The 21784-nt window shown below is 60.0% G+C and carries 18 protein-coding genes; 10 read left to right on the plus strand and 8 right to left on the minus strand.

Features of this window, described 5'->3' with window-relative positions:
* Positions 1–810: 810 nt before the first annotated feature.
* The 8 genes from WAZ62_RS03780 (at position 811) to WAZ62_RS03815 (ending at position 10447) form a co-directional block, all read left to right on the plus strand.
* On the plus strand, positions 811–1440 hold the full coding sequence (locus WAZ62_RS03780) for a DUF6088 family protein (RefSeq protein ID WP_422642199.1): 630 nt from the start codon (positions 811–813) through the stop codon (positions 1438–1440).
* A complete protein-coding gene (locus tag WAZ62_RS03785) occupies positions 1433–2470 on the plus strand; it encodes a nucleotidyl transferase AbiEii/AbiGii toxin family protein (RefSeq protein WP_363738425.1) in 1038 nt (345 codons plus the stop codon). The genes WAZ62_RS03780 and WAZ62_RS03785 overlap by 8 nt, the downstream gene beginning before the upstream one ends.
* Positions 2471–2571: 101 nt before the next feature.
* Complete coding sequence (locus WAZ62_RS03790) at positions 2572–3378, plus strand: restriction endonuclease (RefSeq protein WP_363738427.1); 807 nt, start codon at positions 2572–2574, stop codon at positions 3376–3378.
* Positions 3379–3389: 11 nt separating this feature from the next.
* Positions 3390–4169, plus strand: a complete 780-nt coding sequence (locus WAZ62_RS03795; RefSeq protein WP_075822018.1) for a Hachiman antiphage defense system protein HamA — start codon at positions 3390–3392, stop codon at positions 4167–4169.
* Entirely contained in the window at positions 4153–7671 is a 3519-nt protein-coding gene (locus WAZ62_RS03800; protein ID WP_422642200.1) for a DEAD/DEAH box helicase, read from the plus strand. The genes WAZ62_RS03795 and WAZ62_RS03800 overlap by 17 nt, the downstream gene beginning before the upstream one ends.
* 3 nt (positions 7672–7674) lie before the next feature.
* Positions 7675–8841 carry a DUF4238 domain-containing protein gene (locus WAZ62_RS03805; RefSeq protein WP_363738431.1) on the plus strand — a complete coding sequence of 389 codons (1167 nt, stop codon included), beginning with the start codon at positions 7675–7677 and terminating at the stop codon, positions 8839–8841.
* A 98-nt stretch (positions 8842–8939) separates the two neighbouring features.
* Positions 8940–9833 (plus strand): hypothetical protein, encoded by an 894-nt coding sequence (locus WAZ62_RS03810; RefSeq protein WP_363738433.1) that lies wholly within the window; start codon positions 8940–8942, stop codon positions 9831–9833.
* A complete protein-coding gene (locus tag WAZ62_RS03815) occupies positions 9830–10447 on the plus strand; it encodes a hypothetical protein (RefSeq protein ID WP_422642201.1) in 618 nt (205 codons plus the stop codon). The genes WAZ62_RS03810 and WAZ62_RS03815 overlap by 4 nt, the downstream gene beginning before the upstream one ends.
* A 499-nt stretch (positions 10448–10946) precedes the next feature.
* Here the strand turns inward: WAZ62_RS03815 and WAZ62_RS03820 are convergent, their stop codons facing one another.
* The 6 genes from WAZ62_RS03820 to WAZ62_RS03845 are packed head-to-tail and all read right to left on the minus strand — an operon-like array spanning position 10947 to position 18984.
* Entirely contained in the window at positions 10947–11876 is a 930-nt protein-coding gene (locus WAZ62_RS03820; RefSeq protein WP_313324836.1) for a DUF5655 domain-containing protein, read from the minus strand.
* Positions 11877–11883: 7 nt separating this feature from the next.
* Positions 11884–12624 (minus strand): M48 family metallopeptidase, encoded by a 741-nt coding sequence (locus WAZ62_RS03825; RefSeq protein WP_422642202.1) that lies wholly within the window; start codon positions 12622–12624, stop codon positions 11884–11886.
* Complete coding sequence (locus tag WAZ62_RS03830; protein WP_422642203.1) at positions 12621–15590, minus strand: type I restriction endonuclease subunit R; 2970 nt, start codon at positions 15588–15590, stop codon at positions 12621–12623. Before WAZ62_RS03830 ends, WAZ62_RS03825 begins: the two co-directional genes overlap by 4 nt.
* Entirely contained in the window at positions 15587–16840 is a 1254-nt protein-coding gene (locus WAZ62_RS03835; RefSeq protein ID WP_422642204.1) for a restriction endonuclease subunit S, read from the minus strand. The genes WAZ62_RS03830 and WAZ62_RS03835 overlap by 4 nt, the downstream gene beginning before the upstream one ends.
* Positions 16830–18356 carry a type I restriction-modification system subunit M gene (locus tag WAZ62_RS03840; protein WP_153206836.1) on the minus strand — a complete coding sequence of 509 codons (1527 nt, stop codon included), beginning with the start codon at positions 18354–18356 and terminating at the stop codon, positions 16830–16832. Before WAZ62_RS03840 ends, WAZ62_RS03835 begins: the two co-directional genes overlap by 11 nt.
* A 7-nt stretch (positions 18357–18363) precedes the next feature.
* Entirely contained in the window at positions 18364–18984 is a 621-nt protein-coding gene (locus WAZ62_RS03845) for a restriction endonuclease subunit S (RefSeq protein ID WP_211101586.1), read from the minus strand.
* A gap of 172 nt (positions 18985–19156) precedes the next feature.
* Between WAZ62_RS03845 and WAZ62_RS03850 the strand changes: the two genes are divergently transcribed.
* Both WAZ62_RS03850 and WAZ62_RS03855 read left to right on the plus strand, forming a co-directional pair.
* The gene (locus tag WAZ62_RS03850; protein ID WP_422642205.1) at positions 19157–19411 is read left to right on the plus strand and encodes a hypothetical protein; all 255 of its coding nucleotides are present in this window, start codon (positions 19157–19159) and stop codon (positions 19409–19411) included.
* Positions 19412–19549: 138 nt separating this feature from the next.
* The gene (locus WAZ62_RS03855; protein WP_082143912.1) at positions 19550–19720 is read left to right on the plus strand and encodes a YegP family protein; all 171 of its coding nucleotides are present in this window, start codon (positions 19550–19552) and stop codon (positions 19718–19720) included.
* A 243-nt stretch (positions 19721–19963) separates the two neighbouring features.
* Here the strand turns inward: WAZ62_RS03855 and WAZ62_RS03860 are convergent, their stop codons facing one another.
* Together WAZ62_RS03860 and WAZ62_RS03865 are read right to left on the minus strand one after the other, a co-directional pair.
* Positions 19964–21196, minus strand: a complete 1233-nt coding sequence (locus WAZ62_RS03860) for a type II toxin-antitoxin system HipA family toxin (protein WP_422642206.1) — start codon at positions 21194–21196, stop codon at positions 19964–19966.
* Complete coding sequence (locus WAZ62_RS03865; RefSeq protein WP_422642207.1) at positions 21196–21573, minus strand: helix-turn-helix domain-containing protein; 378 nt, start codon at positions 21571–21573, stop codon at positions 21196–21198. Before WAZ62_RS03865 ends, WAZ62_RS03860 begins: the two co-directional genes overlap by 1 nt.
* Positions 21574–21784 lie beyond the last annotated feature (211 nt).

The raw sequence follows: 21784 nt of genomic DNA on the forward strand, positions 1-21784 counted from the left end.
TTGCTCTTCTATCTTGGTTACGTCTTATGGCAGAGTATGCGTCCGCTCGGAAAGTAACAATGATCGGCATCTTTGTCCGCATAGTTGCCGCGTCCAAATGACAGAATCCCACTATTCCGGCGCGTTCAGTATTTGTCCGCGCGCTCGAGGGCGTAGCAAACGTTTAGACATGATAAAGGCGACGTTGTCTCTTGGTTGAGACATAGACAATGCCATGCTTGAACCGATCCGTAACCGCTGCGCAAGCGGGTTAGAAAATCCCTGAAATTTCAGTAACTTGACAATATGCGGATGGCGTTATCCGAGCACTCGATACCATGATCGAGCCAAAATTCCGATCATGGTATCAGCGATGCTTTCAATCGCACGCCATCCCGATACCATGAAAAATACCAATGATGATGCAGGATAAGTGGTCGATTTACCAAAACTTCATCAATACAATCAATATGTTATTGAAAAATCTCATTCCCACTCAATTGTATTTAGCCCAGTTAGATCATTGATCTAGCTTGGTTTTTTCTTGTTTGGTACGCCAAAAGCCGACCTGCGGGTCGTCAAAAACTTACGGTTTTGATTTTAAAGGGAAATTTCCGCAAAAAATATTTTGCGTGGCTCCAGCATCTATCGGGATCAATCGCTCCTTAGAGCCGAATTTTTCGGCCAGCATGGGCCTTGCCGCCAACCCCGAAAAGTACCGTCATCAATTAGCAGATTGGAAAGCGAAAATCCAGGTCGCGCCCGAGAATGGGTTGTACCTCCAGAGACCACCCCTTGCATGTCAGAAAAAGATACCTTATTTTCTGACGCATGAAGATGATCGCCACCTCCGTTCCTGACCGGGTGATGAAACGTGTCCGAGCCAGCGGACGCGGCAGCGTCTTCACGCCCAGCGACTTTCTCACCGTTGCCGCCCGCTCATCCGTCGATCAGGCCCTCTCACGATTGGTGAAGGGCGGACAACTCCGCCGGCTTGCGCGTGGGCTCTACGACTTCCCGAAGCTGCATCCGAAGCTCGGGCCGCTGTCGCCCTCTCCGGACGATGTCGCCCACGCTCTTGCCCGGGAGACCGGCTCGCAGGTGCAGATTGCTGGCGCTCGGGCAGCGAACGCGCTTGGCCTCTCGACGCAGGTTCCCGCCCAGAGCACCTATCTCACCGACGGTCCGTCACGACGCGTCGTGCTGGGAAAGCGTGTCGTCGATCTTCGCCACGCCTCGCCCAAACATCTTATCGCGCCGGGCAGTCCTGCCGGTACGGTGGTTCAGGCGCTTCGCCATGTCGGCCCCGTGCGGGCGGCTGACGTCGTACAGGTCGCGGCGCGCCGGCTTTCGGCCAACGACAAGAAGACACTGGCCTCAACCGCCGTTCAAGCGCCTGCATGGATGCGGCCGACGCTCGTTTCGATCGCCAACGCAGCGGTGGCCGATATCGATGGATAAGGTCGCCCGTCTTCCCGTCGACGATCGAGCAGCTCTCTTCGGAGAGACCGGCGCCGGCCGGGGCGTCGCCGACACGATCATCGAAAAGGACTTCTGGGTTTGTTGGAGCTTGAGGCGCCTGTTCGGTTTGCCGAAGGGCACTACGGCAACCCTTGTCTTCAAGGGCGGCACCTCGCTCTCGAAAGCGTTCGGCGCCATCCGCCGGTTCTCCGAGGACATCGACCTATCATTCGATCGGGCAGAACTAGGATACACCGGCGATCGAGATCCCGAGAAGGAGGGGATCAGCAGGAAGCAAGCAGCCCGGCTTATCGAGGATCTGGTCGGCGACGTTGAGCGGCACATTGCCGAGAAACTCCTCCCGGCGCTTCGCGCCGCGATCGTTGAACAGCTCGGCGAGCCGGCCAACGGCGAGTGGTCGCTGGAGATCGACGCCGGCGACGCCCAGACCGTCAATTTCCATTACCCGACAGCCCTGCCAGCCGCTGAATATGAGGGCATGGCCTACATCACTCCACGCGTGAAACTCGAACTCGGTGCGCGCGGCGATCCCTGGCCGACTGAAGAGAAAGTCATCCGCCCCTATGCGGCCGACGACTATCCCGACTTTTTCGCCGAACCCGACACCAGCGTGACCGTGCTGTCAGCTCGGCGCACCTTCTGGGAAAAGGCGACCGCGCTCCACGCGGAGGCGCATCGCTCTGCAGAATCCCCGACGCCGCAATATTTCTCGCGGCACTATTACGACCTCTCCATGCTCCTCGACACGGACGAGGGGCGAGCAGCTGTTGCCGATCTCGATCTGCTGGCGCAGGTCGCACAGCACAAAACCACCTTCTTCCGCTCGGGCTGGGCAAGCTATGAAACGGCTCGACCAGGCACGCTCCGGCTGATGCCGGACGAGGCGCGGGTTAAAGACTTACGGGCCGATTATCGGGCGATGGCGCCGATGATGTTTGACCAGACACCGCCGTCATTCGACGACATACTTGCAAAAATTGCCGCGCTTCAAGAAGCGATCAACAGCTAACTCAAGGCTGTTCGCTCGGGGGAAAGGTTATCAGTTCGATTCGATCCATAGATCTGCGCCTTATTGACGACCTCGTCGACTTCGTCCGAGGCTCTGGCTTCGTGCTGGATTTTTCCGATCCCAGCTTCGCGGACTTCTTTGCATCCGAGCTCAAGATCAACATCGACGATCCGAAATACGCGGTAAACGGCAAATCAAAGGGCAAGCGCCTGCGCTATTTCTTGCAGAGTTGCGACGATTCGACCGCCGTCCGCGCCCTGACGGCGCTCTGGGAACATCGCAGCGAATATCTCGCCCGCTCCGGTGCCACCGACCCCGTCGCCAATGCCGAGACGCACTATCAGGGACTGATCAACCGCCTCTCTGGCGGCGTCTCGCCCCAACGCGCCGCAACGAACCCGCAGCCTGCCGCTGTCGATCGACAGGCGATCAACAAGATCAAGGCGGATCTGCTTCAGGTCACCGCGCTCGCGCCACATGCGCGTGGCTACGCATTCGAGGCATTTCTCAAAGGCCTGTTCGACGCCTTCGGCCTTGCCGCCCAGGAGCCCTTTCGCCTGCGCGGCGAGCAGATCGACGGCAGCTTCCAGCTCGGAAGCGAGATCTATCTCCTTGAGGCCAAATGGCACGGCCAGCCGATCGGCGTGGCCGAGCTGCACACCTTCCACGGCAAGATCGAACAGAAGGCCGCATGGACCCGCGGTCTGTTCGTGAGCAATAGCGGTTTCACCGATGATGGCCTTGCCGCCTTCGGACGCGGCAAGCGCGTCATCAGTATGGACGGGCTCGACCTCTACGAGATGCTCGATCGCGAGATACCCCTCAACCATGTTCTGGAACGCAAGGTGCGCAGAGCAGCCGAAACCGGCATGCCCTTCCTTCGTGTTCGCGACCTCTTCCCGGCCTGAGGAGGAGGCGCATGGTACAATTCAACGATTGGTGCGACGCCGCGGACACGCCGCTCGGCAATCATCATGTCCGGGTCATGACCGGCCGTCCGGCGGATGCTCCGACCGGCATCCAGGTGACGGCTACCGCCGTGCCCACTCACTACGCCGCTGAAGAACGGATCGCGAGAGCGCTGGCACGATTGGGCAAAGCCGGGGCGGCAAAGATGATCACCGACCTCCTGCCGCAGACTCCTCAGATACGGTCTGGTGACCTCGGCGAGATCTACGCCACCGAATGGATCAACGCGCACAGCGGCTATCGCGCGCCCATCAAACGGCTACGTTGGGGAGATCACCGCGACATGGCGATGCGCGGCGATGACGTCATCGGGATGATCCTCGACCCGGCGACACAACGCCTTCGCTTCCTCAAAACGGAAGCGAAGAGCCGCGCCGCGCTTCGCACCAAGACACTTGAAGAGGCGCGTACAGGCCTCGACAAGGATGGCGGCCTGCCATCGTCGCATTCTCTATCCTACATCTCGGCCAGACTGATGGAACTGGGCACGGATATGCCGCTCGTCGACGCGATCGACGATGCCCTTTATCGGCACGGCATTCCACCCGAGAGCGTCAAGCATCTCCTCTTCACCTTCTCAGGAAACTCCCCGCAGGCACTGCTGACACAGGCTCTGCAGGCCTATCCCGGTCCGATCGGACAATGGGGCATCGGCCTACACGTAGACGGCCATGCCGCCTTCGTCGGGGCCGTCTACGCTCAGGTCATCGCCAATGCCAACCAACCCTGAAGCGATCATAGCCGCCATCACGGACGCGGCGACGGCTGGCTTTCGCGGCAGACTTATCGCGCGGGGCCAAGCGCGCGCCATGATCTGGCGTGACGGTGTTTTACCTCCTGACGCCCCCGCCTTCTCGCCCCAGCTCAGCTTCGATCTCCATAGTTACGCCTATGGCTTGCTTGGGCTGGGGCTGCGCCTCCTCGAACTTGGCGGCGATCCAAACCAGGCACGTATCGCATTCGAGCAGGCGGCAACCGCGCTCGAAGCAGTTATCGCCAAAGGCAATCGGGCCGAGGCGGATCGCGACTTCCATTTCGTCATGGCGGCCGCAAGCTATCACCTCGCGCATCTATCAGCTCGAGCCTATTCACTCCTCGCGGTCGTCGCGGCCGAGGAGAATTTTTCCCCGATCGAGCAGGTACTCGCGCTGTTGATGCGCCGAGACATCACCGAGCTAAGGGCGCGAGTGTACGCCTTCCGTCTGGACGGCCGAGGCTCTGACGCAACCATTGCCGCGCTCTTTCAGCAGCGCCTCGCCGAGCCGGCCGCCGATGCGGAGGACCGTGATGGTCAGGACTTTCTCTTCGAAGGCCTGGATCTGGCGCTGACGGACACCTTTTACGGCGCCTTCGCGATGTTCCTTCTGGCGCTGGATCGCGGCGAGCGTGCGCTTCTTGACAGGGCGATCGCCCAGCTTCGCGAAAGTCTCGACATCTGCGCGGAATTGAACCTTCTGCCACAATGGTGGGCGCATCGGGTCGCCATTCATCTGCTTTCCGATCTCTGGTCGAACACCTTCCACGAAAAGGTTCCGCTGCTCCCCGCCGGCGGAGCTGCAGCTTCATGGCCGAGCCTTCGCGAGCTCTTCATCGCCTTGCTCGCTCGCCGCCCGAGGGCTGAGATCGACCTCTGGCCTTCGCAGACCGAGGCGGCGTCGCGTGCTGTCGATCAGACCGACAATCTCGTCGTCTCGCTGCCGACCAGCGCCGGCAAGACCCGCATCGCCGAATTGTCCATTCTGAGATGTTTGGCAGGCGGACGGCGGGTCATGTTCGTGACCCCGCTTCGCGCCCTGTCTGCGCAGACGGAAACCACGCTCCAGCGCACGTTCGGGCCGCTCGGCAAGACCATCTCCGCCCTCTATGGCAGCATTGGGGTGTCTGGTTTCGACGAGGATGCCATCCGCGAGCGTGACATCGTCGTCGCGACCCCCGAAAAGCTCGACTTTGCCTTGAGGAACGACCCGTCGCTGCTCGACGATGTCGGCCTGCTCGTGTTCGACGAGGGCCATATGATCGGGCCCGGCGAGCGCGAAGTTCGATACGAAGTTCAGATTCAGCGCCTCCTGCGTCGCCCGGACGCCGATCAGCGCCGCATCGTCTGCCTATCGGCGATTCTTCCCGACGGCGATCAAATGGAGGACTTCTCGGCGTGGCTGCGCCGCGATCAGCCCGGCGGCCCTATCAAGCACGACTGGCGTCCGACGCGCCTGCGCTTCGGTGAAGTGACCTGGAACTCGCCGACGGCGCGCCTTAGTCTTCGCGTCGGCGAGGAAAGGCCCTTTGTGCCCCGGTTCCTCACCGGCGCGGCGCCACCGCTGTTCGTGCCGCCGAAGAGACTTCGCACCAAGCTCTTCCCGGATAACCAGCAGGAATTGACCCTTGCCACCGCCTGGCGCCTCGTAGGCGACGGCCAGACCGTTCTGATCTACTGCCCAGAACGGCGCAGTGTCGAACCATTTGCCAAGGTCATCGTCGACTTGCACTCGCGCGGCGCGCTCGCGTCCCTGCTCACGGTCGACCCGGCCACGCTGCAGACCACCATCGCGCTCGGTGAAGAATGGCTCGGCCCGCACAGCGACATCCTGAAATGCCTGCGACTTGGCGTGGCGCTTCATCATGGAGCTTTGCCGACCGCCTATCGCAAGGAGGTCGAGCGTCTCCTGCGTGACGGCGTGCTCAAGGTCACGATCTCATCGCCGACCCTGGCGCAGGGCCTCAATCTGTCGGCGACCGCCGTCGTCATGCACTCGCTCTACCGGCACGGCGAGAAGATCAAGGTCTCCGAATTCAAGAACGTCATCGGCCGCGCCGGCCGGGCCTACGTCGATGTCGAAGGCCTTGTCCTCTATCCCATCTTTGAGGACGCCAAGAACAAGAAGCACGGCGAATGGGTCGAGCTGATCGAAGATCTCGGCGCCCGCGAGATGGAAAGCGGGCTCATCCAACTCATCTGGTCTTTGCTCAACCGCATGCACGCGCGTCTTGGCGGCAACCTCGACCAGTTGATCGACTATGTCGTCAACAATGCCGCGGCGTGGACCTTCCCTGAGGTCGCCGGCGAGAAGGTCGAAAAGCGCAAGCTGGCGCTGAAAGAGTGGGAGCGTCATATGGCGACGCTCGACACCGCCATTCTCAGTCTCATCGGCGAGGCCGACGTGCCCGATGACCAGATCGAGGCCGCGCTCGACAATATCCTGCAATCTTCGCTCTGGCAGCGTCGCCTGCTCCGCATGAACGATGCAGTGCGGGCGGCATATCGCACCACGCTGCTCACCCGGACCCGCTTCATATGGGCGAACTCGACCGCCGCTAGACGACGCGGCTACTTTTTGGCCGGTCTCGGCCTCGAAGCCGGGCACGCGCTGGACGCAATTGCACCCGCGGCAAACGATCTTCTCATACAGGCCAACGCGGCCCTCGCGGCGGCGGACCATGAGGCGGCAATCGCTGCGATCACCGGCATCGCCGAGCGCGTGTTCGCCTTCTACCCATTTGAGCCGGATCCATTCCCGGCAAATTGGCGCGACATCCTCAGATGCTGGCTGCTCGGACAGCCGCTGGCCGCGATCGTCGCTGGACAGGAAGCCGAGACGTTGCAGTTTATCGAAGGCGGCCTGGTTTATCGCCTTCCTTGGGCCATGGAGGCCTTGCGCGTCCGTGCCGCCGCCAATGGCGATGTCGCCGGTGTGTTCGAATTGGCGTTGGAAGATCACGAGTTGGGCTTGGCAGTGCCGGCCGTCGAAACGGGTACTATGAACCGCTCCGCTTCAATCCTGATCCAGGCGGGCTTCAATTCACGGCTGGCGGCCATCAAAGCCGTTACCGACACCGCCGCCACCTTCACGACCGGCGCGGAATTACGCGCCTGGCTGCGCTCGCCCGGCCTCGCGGTCTGGTCGGCGCAACCCAATTGGCCAACGGCCGAGACACGGGCGATATGGCTCGAATTCATTCAGGAGTTTGCCCCCTCGGATAACCGGACCTGGGCGCGGCGGGATTACCTTGGAAACGTCCAGTGGTTCGCCGCACCGGTCCCTCCCGGGACGCCAGTCAGCCTCTTTCATAGCAACGGACAGCCGCTGGTGCTGGCGCCCGACGGGCGCGCGATCGGCCAGCTACAGCATCCGCTCAACCCGAATGCCCGCGGTCTCGTGCGGGCGAATGTGGCCCAGAATGTAGCTCAGCTCGACCTGAGCTATCTCGGCCCCGATGATTTGTGGACGGTCTAGAAGATGACGAAGGCGCCCACATATTTCGGCCTTTGGGGGGCCGTTCCCGTCGATGGCGACGTGCGGCCGTTCAGCCTCATCAATCCCTCGGGCGGCAATACCAACCGCAACAATCGCCGGCATCACTTCATCTCAGCTGTTTATATGGATGGCTTTGCTGCCGAAGACGACCGCATTCGGGTCTATCTTTGCGAAGCACCTGAAAATCCGCTTCTGATGAAACCGCGGTCGATCGGGTTCGAGCGAGACTATTATTCCCAGAAGCTCCCCGAGGGAGGGCAGGAAACCCACCGTTTCGAGGACTTCTGGAACACCATCGAAACCGTGTGGCCGGAGACGATCAGGGCGCTGGAGGCACGACGATTGTCGCCCGCCATTTCCTTCAATGTCCTCGGCATGCAAACGATCATGCGTGCCCGCGTCCCGGCCACGCGCGACCGACATGCCTTGATGATCGAAGCTAAGCTCCGCAGCCAACACAAGGTCGCCGAAGAGATCGGCGCGCTTCCACCGGAAATGGAGCGCTACGCCGGTCAGTTCGACACCGTGCCCGTCGGCATCAACCCTCACGAGACGCTGTTGGCGATGCAGGGTGAGTTCAAGGATTTCGGAGATCTCTGCTTCCGGCTCGGTTTTGAAGTGCTGCACAACAAGACGAGCACGCCTTTCATCACCTCGGACAATCCCGTCTGCAGCTACGATCCACGCCAAACGCTGCACGCGCGGACGCCTTACCAGCATTCAGGCGACGTCGAGCTGATCTTCCCGGTTTCCGCGCACATGCTCGTGCGCGGCTCCAGCAAGCGCGGACCGGTGAACGTGGTATCGCGTCATCGCGACATATCCGACAGCCGGAAGGTGCGGCAGCTCAATCGGACGATTGCGCAGTTTTCCTATCGCATGACGATCGCCCGTGATCGATCGAGCGACGAGCTGATACGGGCCCATGCCGCGCTCGTGCCTACCATCACCACGGAAGTGCGCCGACAGGACAAGGAAATCCAAATCATCGTCCGGAATGTTTTCGGTCCGCGCCCGGTGCTGTCGCAGTTTATTGACACGCCTGAGAAGGCGGCACGCCTTGAGGCAAAAATGGCGGCCGCTTCTACCGAACAAACCGAACTCCCGATCGTGACCGAGACGCCCAGCCAGACTCAGCGGGAGGTTTGATCAGATGCCACCACCGCGAGCCCCTTTCTCCGCACTCCACGACATCAAGCTGCGCCGCCACGCCGACGCTAGCTAGAAACGCCCGAAAGCCGCTGCTTATGAAGACGCCGATATCTGTCACCTTCGACACGAACACCTACAGCACCATCGCCAATCCGCAGATCGGCAAGCTCCTTGAAAAGTGGCGGCCGCTCAGCAGGGATCGGTTGCTGTCGAAGAAGCGCCGTGTGGCATGGTGGTACATTCAACGCTGCATCCGGAAAGGCCGGATCCGCGCCGGCATTCCCGAAGCGGCGTTCGCCGCGGAAAGCCTGCAGAACACCGATCGCGTGGATCTGTTGCTCGCCGTCGGCAAAAAGGCGCCGCGGCCCGACATCCCTCCAATCCGGCAGGACATCATCCGCCTTGCGCTCGCGACCGGCTTTCGCGTGATGCACGGGCCGCGCATCGGCTACGGCGCGCTTCCGGATTTCGATCAAGGCGACTGGGCCGTCGATGAGCTTTACGAGATCGGTGAGCGCCAAGACCGGATGAGCGCCTTCATCCGCCACTTCAATGAATATCCGCTGCGTGCCTTGCAGGATTTCGGGACGCAGCTCTCGCAAGCGCACGGGCTTGCGGCCCTCAATCAGCGCTACGCCCAGGCTGCCGCACTGAACAACATCACGCTCGATCGCTATCTCTGGCGCAACGGCATCGGAGCTGAAGCGGTCGTACCGCGTATTCACGCGACTCGCGACGCCTTCTTGAAGGCGTTGCGGAAGTTGATGGCCGATTGGGCAGATTTCGACATTGCCGCAACGCACTATGCCTACGGCTACGACCTTCTCTGCACGGAAGACCAGGGCAAGCTGGTCTCCAATTCGATCTTTGGGGGGCAGCACGCGACCGATGTCCAGGGCGTGTTCAATGTGCAACCGGTCACGGTCATGGACCTCGCTGCCATCTGCTGGAAACGGTTCGGCTTTCCCGTGCGGAGATGGCAATCGTGATGACGCCGGCCGAGCAGCTTCCACGGATTTTCCAAGCTAACCTGTCGCGCTTCTTCGACCGGGTGATCTGGCCCGGTATGGACGCGCTGACCGCTCATCCAACCCTTGCGACCGGCGAGGCGCAATCGCTAGAGCAGTTTCTCGACCGCGCCGCAGCGCAGGTCGACAACTACACGGCAAATGAGGCCGCCAAGTCCTTCGTTCTCACAATGGCCGCCATTTTCGAACGCCAGCTCAGCATCTGGGCGCGTGCGAAGAGGCCTGATGATGCGCCGATGCTGCGCGGCTTCAAAGAGCAACTGCTGGCCTGCGCTGAGATTGCCGAGGTCGACCTCGGCAGCGACAACGTTGGGCCTGACCTTCTTGAGATGTTCGTCGCCGCCAATGTCGTCCGCCATGGCGAGGGGCCTGCCTGCGAGAAGCTCCGGGCGATCGCACCCGCTCTTTGGTCCAACGAGGCAGGCGACTATCTCGATTTGCTTCCCGGACCCACGCTGCCGAGCGAGCATCTGAGACTGAGACCTGCCGATCTCATCCGCTATGTCCGGGCTGGCACGCGCTTCTGGGGCCAGTGCGATCCTCTTCCTGGGGCTGTCACCGAGCCACCCCACTGATCCGTGTCAGGCCTGCAGAGCGATCGACGGCCTCAGAAACCCGCGCACTCCATATGGCTACTGGACAGCGCAACGTCCTCAATGGCCGCTGCACGCTGAAATCCAGTCCCACGATAATCCGGCCGTTCGCAACGGGGAATGCCTTCCCCTGCGGCCGAGCCGTGGTCTCGGCCGACCCCTTCTGCGGGGACACCCCGCAACGCCCCCATAGAGTGAGAGTGCGGATCGGCTTTGCCGTGACTGGTTGAGGGCTGGAGGAGAGCCCTCCGGCGCCCGTCGCGGAGATCCGCGATGTTCAGAAACACCGCTCGCGCGCGTACCGGCTCCGACCGGACGAGCCTCTACGACGATATCACCAGCACGATCATCTCTGAGCTGGAGGCCGGCCGCGTGCCCTAGGTCCAGCCCTCGGGGACGGCGGCGGCCAAGGCGCCACTCGCCATGCCGAGAAACGCCGCCACCGGCCGGCAATATTCGTTTATAGCCTTAATTTCCAGCATCACGCCCCGTCATAGCTGCGATCCATCAGAGGTTTAGCTTTGTCCAACGTGGCGACGTCAGTGATGATGATTTCAAGGTCGCCAGTGCCGAAGTGACCGATATTGCGCACGTCGCGGGTAAAACCCGGCTCAAGTTGAATGGTCGCCGGATCGACCTTGACGAAAACTTTAAGGTGCCTGATCTGCGGCTTGACCTCGACGCACGCAAAGTTCTTCAGGCGGCGGAAGGCGACATAGTTGTCCAGAGTCTTCAACTCGACATCATCGCCCAGCGCCAGCAGGTACGCCTTCGTTGCCTCGTAGAGATCGACAAGGTCCTGGTCAGCATCCGCGAGGTACTGCGTGACAGTTTTCTGGCGTGACCGAGGTCGCGTTGCCGTAGGCTCGCCTTGGTCGTTCACGCTGGCAGAGATCTCGCGCGCGGGCCGCTCCGATGCCGAGGTCAGCAGTTCGAACAGCAAGAGTTCGTCACCAAAGCGGCGATAGCGAACCAGCGCGATATTTCGGTTCATCTGGTTGACCGCATGAGCATCGTATTTTGTGAAATCACCCGCGATGCAGATCAGCCGGGGCGTCGTCCAATCGACGGCCTTCGCCTCTTCGGCGCCGAAGCGCTCCAGAACAAGCCATTCGAAATCACGGCGGTGATCCATCAGCCAGTCGAGGTAAAATAAGCCTTGGTTGATGACGTTCTCATTGCTGGCCCGTTTGTACTCGACGATCACTGGCGAACCATTCTCGTCGATGCCCAGCGAATCCATGCGTCCGCCGTTCGTCGTCGGAAACTCCGATGCAAGAAACCGCACACCGAGGAACGCTTCCATGTTGCGTTCAATAAGGGTCTGCAACGACTTCTCTAGCGCGACCGCGCTGCCGCGAAGCTCTGTGACCGAAGCACTGTCCGTGCGAAAGAGTTTTATATCGCTCATACAAAAATCACCAAATGAACTGGTGCCCCATTCTATCAAGTCTTCTTAGGCGATTCTCGTAGTCCGGCATGATCGTTTCCAACGACCGCCAAAATCGCTGTGAATGATTGTGCTCAAGAACGTGACAAGCCTCGTGTGCAATAACGTAGTCGACCAGCGGCATCGGAGCCATCACCAAGCGCCAGTTGAGGCGGATGCGTCCCCGTGAATCGCAACTTCCCCAGCGTTTGGACTGGTCAACGACATTGACGGTCGGTGTTGGAATGCCAAGCGTCTCTGCAATCATTCGCGCACGGGCAGGAAAATGCTGGATCGCATGTGTTCGGTACCAGTGCCTGAGCCCGCTGCGGACAGCGGCGCGCCGAATGGATTCATGACCATTCGGCAGTACCGGAGCGACAAGGGTTGAACCCCTCGCAGCAATCCGGGTCGTGACGGCGGTTTCGTCGGGAATGAGCTTCAGGCGATATTGTCGGCCGAGGTAGTGAAAGGTCTCGCCACTCACAAATTCCTTGGCGACCGGCTGCCCCCCAAGTTCGCGGTACGCCGCCTGTTTGCGAAGCAGCCAAGCGCCTTTCTTGCGAACGATGCCGAGGACGCGGTCATCGTCTAAGTCGGACGGTGCGAGGACGCGCACTCCGTCGAAGCCAACAGATATCGCCACGGTTTTCCGGCGCGCCGTCCGCTCGATTAGGAACGCAAACGTTTCGCCGCCAAAAACGATGGAATGCTGAGCCGCGTCCGTCATCCCGCATACCTCGCCCGGGCGACATCCATGATCTTTGCCGTCGTGGCTTCAACCTTGTGCACATCCAGTCCCAAGTTGCGCAATTGCTCCTTGATGGATCGGCGCATCTGTCGCTGGACGTCCTCCTTTTGATGCCAGTCGACAACCTCGGCATATTCCTCAAGCGCCTTGGTGATACCGGCAGCGCTCCGGGAGCGTTCGGGGTCTGGTAGGTCTGCGTCAATGAAGGGCAGGATGGCGGCAGCCGTTCCGGTAAGGCCGTCGCTTCTGCCCGCCGCGTCCGAGCGAATATCTGCGGCTTGCCCGACCATTGCTTCAAGCTGGGTCAAGGCGCTGGCAGCGGACACGCGAGCTTCCCGCCTGTCGTTGACGATCCGCTCCAACTGTTCCCAAAGCGAGGCGTAAGCCGTGGGGTTCTCGTCGCGGTGGACGTGGATCTCCTGGCGAATGGCGTGCTCGATCTCGGCAGCCTTGGCAGCGCTCGACTTGAGGCTTTCCAGATGCGGACGGAAGGCGGGGTCGAGAATGTCGAACTTCACCAGCAGCTGTTCGACACCCGTCACCGAGAGGTGGCTGGTGATAATCTCGCCCACCTTCGCGCCGTAGTCCTTCGGGTCAAATGGCTCCTCGTGATAGGCGCGGCGGGCGAGAACGCGAATGCGCGATAGCCACTTCAGGTCGGACGGATAGGGTTCTTCCAATGCCTTGGGATCAGGCAAGACCATGTCCATGGCTTCGGCAAAACGCAGGAAGTCGAGCTCGAATTTGGCGCGGATGTCGTCAGGGCGCAGCAGTTCAACGCACGCCAAATCGTCCTGACGGCTAAGACCTTCGAAGAGCCGAATGGCGGCCCGGTGCCGACTCTCCAGAAGTTGGATTTTCTCGGACAGCGGACGGAGCGCGCCGGCTATGCCATCCTCGTCGGAGAACATATCCAATGCGTCAGAAATGCGCCGATTGTCCCCCCAATAATCCACGACCAACCCGTAGGTCTTGCCATCGGCGGTGCGGTTCACGCGAGCAATCGCCTGCAAAAGCGTGTGCTCTCGCAGAGGGGCATCGAGATACAGAACTTGCTCTACCGGCGCGTCAAAACCGGTGAGCAGCATATCGCACACGACCAAGATTTTCAGCGGATCGTCACGCTTCTTGAACCGGCCAATCATGGTGTCGCGGTCGCGCTTGGACAGGTGATGGGCTTGCAGCCGGGCGCTGTCATTGTTCGAAGCGGACATGATGAGCGCGCATTCGGGCGCGCCAAGCTGCCGCAAGGCTTCGACATAGGTCACGGCGACGTCGCGGCTGACCGTCACGATCTGCGCTTTGAAACCGTTTGGCTCAATGGTGCTTCGATAGTGCACAAGGATATCTTTGGCGATGGCCTCAACGCGAACTTGAGCTCCGGCCAGCTTCTCCTGAAGCCGCATGCCGCGCTTCAGCTTCTCAATCTCTTCGTTCGACAGTTCAGGGAACGTGGCCCGAATATCCCGTTCGAGATCGCGGCCGTCGATCCGTAGTTGCGCGTCGCGCATCTCGTAATAGATCGGGACGGTCGCTCCATCCTTCACAGCCTGGTCGATCAGGTAGCGGTGCAGATAGTCGCCGAAAACCTCACGGGTGCTGCGGTCCTTTTTGTCGATGGGCGTGCCGGTGAAGGCGATCATGCAGGCATTGGGCAGTCCTGCGCGCATCCGAGCGGCAAGCGCGCCATATTGCGTCCGGTGCGCTTCATCGACCATGACGAAGACGTTCCGCGCTTTGGAAATGACCGACGAGCGTTTCGGCACGGCGCTGTGAAACTTGTGGACGGTGGTCAGAACCGTAGTTCCAGCGCCGCCCGACAGAGCGTTGCGCAGCGCGTCTCCGCTTTCGGCCTGGATGGGGTTAGCAAATCCTGAACGCTGGAATTGTCCAGTGATCTGGTCATCAAGGTCGGTTCTATCCGTAACGATGACAATCGTCGGATTTTCAGCCTCGGGAAGGCGGCGCAGCTTGGTCGCCAGAAACACCATCGTCAGCGATTTACCAGAGCCTTGGGTGTGGTGGATGACCCCGCCACGGCGTTGTGGATTGGGTGCGGTCCGGATGCGCTCAATCGCCTTTCCGACGGCAACGAACTGCTGATAGCGCGCCAGCTTCTTGATGCGCCGCCCGTCAATGGTTTCGAACATGACGAAGTTGCGGATGAGATCGAGCAGATTGGCCGGCGCGAGAAGCCCAGCGAGCAAAATGTCTTGCCCGGTTGGCGTTCGGCCCAATTGCGCCGCAAGCGCGTCGAGCGTGAGTGGATATGGATCTTTCCACTCAGCCCATTGTCGCGCAGGCGTCAGCGTCGTGCCGTACTTCGCCACGTCGCGCGCCAGTGCGATTGAAATCTGCGCTGTCTCGAACAGGCGCGGTGCGCCGAGCCCCGCGAATTCATCCCGGCTTTCGTAGCGCCGGAACTGACGGATCGCCTCGCCTATCGGGTCGGCCAGTGATGGCGATTTGCATTCGATCGCGGCGAGCGGGAGGCCGTTCACGTAAACGACGATATCGGGGATGATGTCCTGACGAGCCCCCCTGATGGCGACTTGGCGGGCGAACTCGAACGTATTGGCGGATGGATCGTCAAAGTCAAAAAATCGAACATTGCGGTCCTGTCGTCTGCCGCCTTCCGTGTGGGGGGCCGTCACGCCGTAGGTTAGAGCCGTATAGGCGCTCTCGTTGGCTTCCATGACATCGACAGCTGTAACGCGCGTGACAGCCGCGACAGCGCGGCGGACGCCGTCCTCGCCGAGCCACGGATTGAGGCGCTTCAGGCACTCTGTAAGGCGAACCGTCAAAACCGGCTCTGTTGCCAGACTATCGCGCAACCGTCGCACGTCGCCTGGAGACAACGGCTTATAGTCGAACAGCACTCGCAACAGGTCCGTCGCCGGCTCCTCCACCCATTCGCGTTCAAGCTGTTCACGGCTCTCATTCATGCAGCTTGTCCGGCTTTGTCACGATACCGCGCAATGATGCTTTCCGGGAGGCGTAGGCGGCCCGAAAGAAGTTCCTGAGCAAGTGCGCAACGTGTTGAAACAAGATGTTCTAGCATTAGCCTTTCGGCCGACACGTGCGAGTAAATGCCCTCTATCAGCGTAACTAGCTCTTGCTGGATGTCGGTATTCGGCAGCGGCATACGGAATTCACGGATATCCGTCTGGTTTATCTTGTAGATCCCATTCGTGCTCTTCGAAGCCCGCCGAATTTGTGAGCGCATCAATGAGGTGTCCCACATCATTGCGAGGTATTCCGGGACGACCTTTTGGGGGTCTGCGCGAAGACGGATAACAAGGTCCGGAAATATGCATGGGAAGGGCGGCAGTTCGGCGTCCGTAACGCGGCACCCACTGCCGACAATATCACGGCTGCCACTCCCGCGAATGATCAGAAAGTCTCCTGCTTTCAATTGAAGCTCTGTTCCGGCTCTGTCGGAAACATCGGCAAATTTGACGTTATCGCGCCAAGCTAAGCGGCCTCCAGACACTGCACTCAGCTTCAGGACCCCAATACCGGGTGGTTCGTCTTTGCAGACCGGAGAAAGGCCGCTTTTGGGGCCCTCCAATAGAACTGAACCAATATTGATCGAGCGTACTTCGTCCCCGAACTTGGAGATACAATCCGTCGCTATCGATACGGCGGCTTTTCGCAACTGGTCGATTAGCGCTTCCGTCTTATTAATAGCCTTCTCCACCGATCGCAAAACCTCGGCTATCGCGCGTTGCTCGTCGAGCGGGGGTAGCCCGAATTTGAAAGCGGACAGATCGCTGAACAGAATGGATTTTCTGCGGTTGACCCCACCATTGCTGTAGGGATCGAAACGACCGCCCAGCGCGAATCTTTTAAATTGCTGAAGCGCAATTTCATTGTCGATCTCTGCGGGGTTGGCTTCGAAAACCGTGTACATCGGGCTCACTAGGCCCGCATCCTCGTTTTTCAGATAGTCGATAGAACCTTCGTCCAGATGGATAGTGGCGTAGGCAAATTGCCCACGCTTCACGACCTTATACTGACTGGTATTTTCACTATGAACGGACTTTGAGAAGTACTCATTGGAGCGAACGAAGCCTCGATGCTTCGTCATACTCAAAACCGGAATATCAGCACTCACCCGATTCCTGTTCGAAATTTCGCGGGCGATCTGGCCAATGCGGACCTGTCGCCACCCCTTAGGCACGTTACCCGACATAACCCATCTCCTTAAGGAGGGCGTTCATGCGGGCAGCGGCTTCATCCCGCGCCTTCTCAGCGTCCCAGAGCTTGGCAAGTTCGGCCTGTACATCGATCGGCTTTTCGGGCTCAAGCGTGTCGATATAGCGGGAGATGTTGAGGTTGAAATCATTCTCCTCAATTTCCTTCATGTCGACGATGCGGCAGAAGCGGTCCTCATCTTTCCATGCGCGGAAGGCATCACGGATGTCCCTGATATCGCCTTCACCCAAGATGTTCTTTTTGGGCCGCTCCTCAAACTTCTTCGCGCCGTGGATGAACAGCACTTTGCCCTTGCGCTCGGGCGCTTTTGCCTTGTTGAGGATCAAAATAGTTGCGGGAATGCCGGTGCCTGCGAACAGGTTTTCCGGCAAGCCGATAATCGCCTCGAACAGATCGGCTTTCAGCATCGCCTCGCGAATGCGCCCGTCACCTGAGCCGCGGAACAGCACCCCATGCGGCATCACCACGCCGCAAACACCTTTAGCGTTGAGCGTGGCCACCATGTGCTGAACGAAGGCCAGATCGCCCATGTTCTTCGGGGGGATGCCGTAGATGAAGCGATTATGGCCTTTTTTCTCGGTGTCGCCTGACACGTCCTCCGCCCCCCAGCTATCCAGCGAAAAGGGCGGATTGGCGATCACGCGGTCATACAGGAAGAGGTTGCCGTCCTGATCGAGCAGGCGCGGATTGCGGATCGTATCGCCCTTTTCAATACGCGCATCGCGTAGCCCGTGCAGCAGTAGGTTCATCTTGGCGATGGCCCATGTGCCAAGGTTCTTTTCCTGCCCATGCAGTGTGATGTTGAGTGCTTCACCCAGTCTCTTGCCTTCAAGCTTCGCCACATGCTCCGCGACCTGAACCAGCATGCCGCCGGAGCCGCAGGTGGGATCGCTGATGCGCATGCCTGGCTTGGGGTCCAGCAACTCCACAATCAGCCGCACGACATGATGGGGGGTATAGAACTCGCCACCCTTCTTGCCTGCATCATCTGCGAATTTGTCGATCAGATATTCATAGGCGCGACCAAGCATGTCCGGCTCGGAAAGCGAGGCGTTCGACAGGTCGATGCGTGAGAAGTGGTCGATCAGACGCGACAAAACGCCTTCGCGGTTCTTGGCGTCGCCAAGGCGTGATTCGGAATTGAAGTCGATATTGGCCAGTACGCCTTCAATCGAGGGATTGGCGTCCTCAATCGCGGCGCATGCCTTGTTGAGGTGATCGCCAATGCCCGTCGTCAGCTTTTTGATCGACGACCAGCGCGCGCGTTCAACCAGAAAGAACTCATGCTCGTCCGGGTCGCTGTAGGCGACATCCTCCGGCAGACCCTGACGCATCGCCTCCTTGGCTTCTTCTTCGAAACGATCAGACAGCCGCTTCAGGAACAGAAAGCCAAAGATGTAGATCTTGTAATCTGAACTATCGATGGAGCCGCGCAGGATGTCGGCGGATTTCCAAAGATGATTTTCCAGTTCGGTGCGTGTAAGCTTGGCCATGTTTTCCTCAATTGTTCTGGTTGTCGCCAAACAGACGAGCGTCAATCAGACGCCGCGCGAGTGAGCGGCGGATTTCGGCAGCCTCCAGGGCGGTGCGGTAGGCGATTTGCGCGTCCTTAACGAGGGCGGCGATGCGCTCCTGTTCGTTCCGCGACGGCAGATTGATTTCGAGCTTGGCAAGGTCTTTTGGCGACAGGGACAGCAACGTCGTCGCCCCTCTCCGCAGAACCTCGATCTTTGGACGAAACACATCGCTGGACAGGATTGCAAACAGCGCGCCGCCCGCCACATCGGGGCCGGGTCGCACGACAATGATGTTTGCGCTGGCGATAGCCCCTACTGTCTCATCCCCCACAAGGCCGAATTTCAGGAGCGTACCGCGCCCCGTGACGAGCACGTCATCGACCTGCACCGCATAGGTCGCCGCTTTGGAGGGAGACGAAAAGCCTACTGTGTCCAGCGCTTCTCGCGCGGCTACAGCGCCATCTTGGAGATCACGTACGCCGATAACCGGCAGCCGTTCGCCAGGGCGAACCACCGTTTCCTCGCGCGACACGCCAACGCCCGCAAAGACCTCCGCAACATCCAGAAGGCGGGCGGCGGAGCGACCGAGGGCGACTGTTTTCACTCGTTTCGTCATACGCGATTTATAGCCGTAGCGCACTACGTCGTCAAGAAAATATAAAACCGTAACTAGCTACGGCATAAAATTGTGCGATTTAATATTGACCACCAAGCGAATCGCGCTCATAAAGGACACGTCAGGCTAGAGTCTGGCGTTGGAAACATAGGAGAAATGCATGGCATCACGGGCGAAGCCCAGTGGCCTCATAATTACGGAGCGCGATGCGGCGCTCATTCGCGGAATGATCAAGCGGGGCGACCGCCATCACGATATTGCAGCGTTCTTCGGCCTCAATCAGGGCCGGATCGCTGAAGTAAAGGATGGGACGCGGTTTCCTGAAGTTCCGCCGGTGAGTCCAGACGAACTTCCGCCGAGGGGGCCGTATCTCACCCCGAAGGCAAAATGGATGGAAAACCGACTGGTCTCGTAAACCAGCCGATTTCCGAATACCTGGGCCGAAGCCCGCTAGGCATGCTTGAACACCATTACCCTAGCTGGCCCATCCTCAGAAATCAATGACCCGGCGCTTCGGACGGGTCTCATTTCCGGCCCAAGGAGGGCCAGCAACATGTTTGAAATCCTTCGCGCGAACGCAGGCGGGTACTTCTGGCGTCTTAAGGGTGCCAACGGCGAAACCCTGTGTCACTCCGAGGTCTACACCTCCAAGCAGTCCGCACAGGCGGGCGTCGATGCGGCGAAGAGGGTTGCCCCGCTCGCCCAGGTCCACGATCGGACCTAACGTATCAATCTTGAGTTTGAATGAGCCCCGTAGTGAACGCTGCGGGGCTCATTCTTCTGCACAGCCCTTCAAGCTGAATCTGATTGCCCGAAACGCGGCGGCTTCGCCCCCTGCAGCTGTTCACCCCTGAATTCTCACGACCCGCTTTCAAAAGCATCTCAGCGATCCGTCGTGGTTCGCAACGCCAGAACCCTTCAATACTCATATTTGACTGATAATCGGCTATTAGTTGTCATATATGATCTAAATACTGTGCGCTGTTTCCATCTCATCGCCGGCGAAAGCAGCCTCATAGTCACGCGCCAGCGCGCCAGAAACGCCAGCCTGTCTGAAGGCTTCCCGCCATCCGTCCGAAATGCGCTGCGCCATGGTTCGGATGATCTCCCGTGCCTCGGCCTCGGAAATCTCGAAAAATTCGCAGGCTTCCAGTGCGAGGATGATCGACCGATCATGGGTCCCGCCCTCAAGGATCGCCGTCTCGAGATACGGGTTGCGATCCGGCGCCGGGTTCACGTCGAATACCGGCGACAGCCGCCATTGACCCGCTCCCACATAGAGGAAGCCGTGGTTCTTCAGGTGATCGTCCTTGTTGGACACGAGGATCGTGAAGATCAGACGCCGATAGAGCTCGCGAAAGTCGGCCATGGGGTCGGATGAATAAGACCGCATGAAATCGACGATCTCCGTATAGGAACCCAGCTCCGCCCCTGTCTTGCCGAGCGCGGTGCGCGCGGAGATGTATGGGATCCGAGCGGCCCCACGCCGGTCGAACCGCTGGATCAGCGCGACCGGGAACGGCGTGTCGGCCAACTCCAACCGTGTCTCGGGCGTGCGGATACCGCAGGCTGCCGCCAGGCGAAGGGTTGCGACCTCGACGCGCTCGATCGGCTGTTGATCGTGGACCGAGGTGAACTTCGCCAGCCACAGCACATCGACGTCCCTGACATTGGCTTTGGGGCGAGCACCGCCGGAGCCGCCGGCGCCGGCCAGAGCCTGCATCTCCTCGGGTGAGATTTCCTTGCCCTGCTCATAGGCGCGCGCGATCACCGTGATGGTTTCGAGATCGACCAGACGCGGAACGGCGTCCGCTGCCTTGCCGCGAATGACCTCGCCCTTGTCATCCAGAAAGCGCAACGCGCCCTGCCGGCAGGTATCGTCGGAAAGCGTCAGATACTCGAATTCGTTGAGACCATTGCCATAGGCGCGTTCGAGCAGCCTGCGTCCCCAACTGTCTGGAGCCGCATCCGCGAAAACGCCCGCCAAGGCGTCGCGCATGTTGCCGGGCTGACCCGAGGTGTGAAATGGGCCGGCCTCAAGAGGAAAATCGGGCTGTATGGCGAAGGCGCGCGGGTTTTCGATCCATTCGGCGTCATAGGCGAAGGTCGAGAATTGGCGTGGCCCGGCATGGGTGAAACGCAATTGGCCCACCGATGTTCGGCCTTCGCCAAGCGCGACATGGGCGACGAAATCGGCCATCAGAAGGAAGCCCCGTCAGGGTCCACAACGTCCTGCCGATCCTGCGTCTCCTCCGTCTGAGCCTTCTGCTTTTTCAGCCTTGCCGCGAAGGAGCGGCCCCTGCGCGGTCCGTGCTCCGCTGCCAGCGCCAGCCCCAGATCGTCCTTGCGGATATCGACCAGGTCAGCGAGCCGCTCCAGGAGGCCGAGCACAACGAGAACGTCGGCAAGCGTTCCGATGGCAACGCCCGGATCACCCCGTTCAAGGCGGGCAATGGAACTCGGCGAGGTTCCCGCACGCAAGGCGAGATCCGCCACGGCGATACCACGCCGCAGACGCGCGTTGCGGATATCCTGGCCCAGCCGTTCCAGTGCTGGCTTCGCCTTGGGGGAACCCATCTCAACCATCCATATATGATGCAAAACATCGATAAAACGATCATATATGACTAATTAGCTCCAAGGTCAAGAATTCCAGTCGGTGATCGTGTCCCGCCGAATGGTGTAGGAGCTGTGGGTAAGTAGCTCGCCGGCGCGACCATCACGAGTCTGGCGGCGGCGGGCTACTTATCCATAGCGGTGGTCACCGTGGCGGCTGTGGGTAGGGTTG

The sequence above is a fragment of the Zavarzinia sp. genome, from assembly GCF_049306435.1.
In the GTDB taxonomy this organism is placed as follows: Bacteria; Pseudomonadota; Alphaproteobacteria; order Zavarziniales; family Zavarziniaceae; genus Zavarzinia.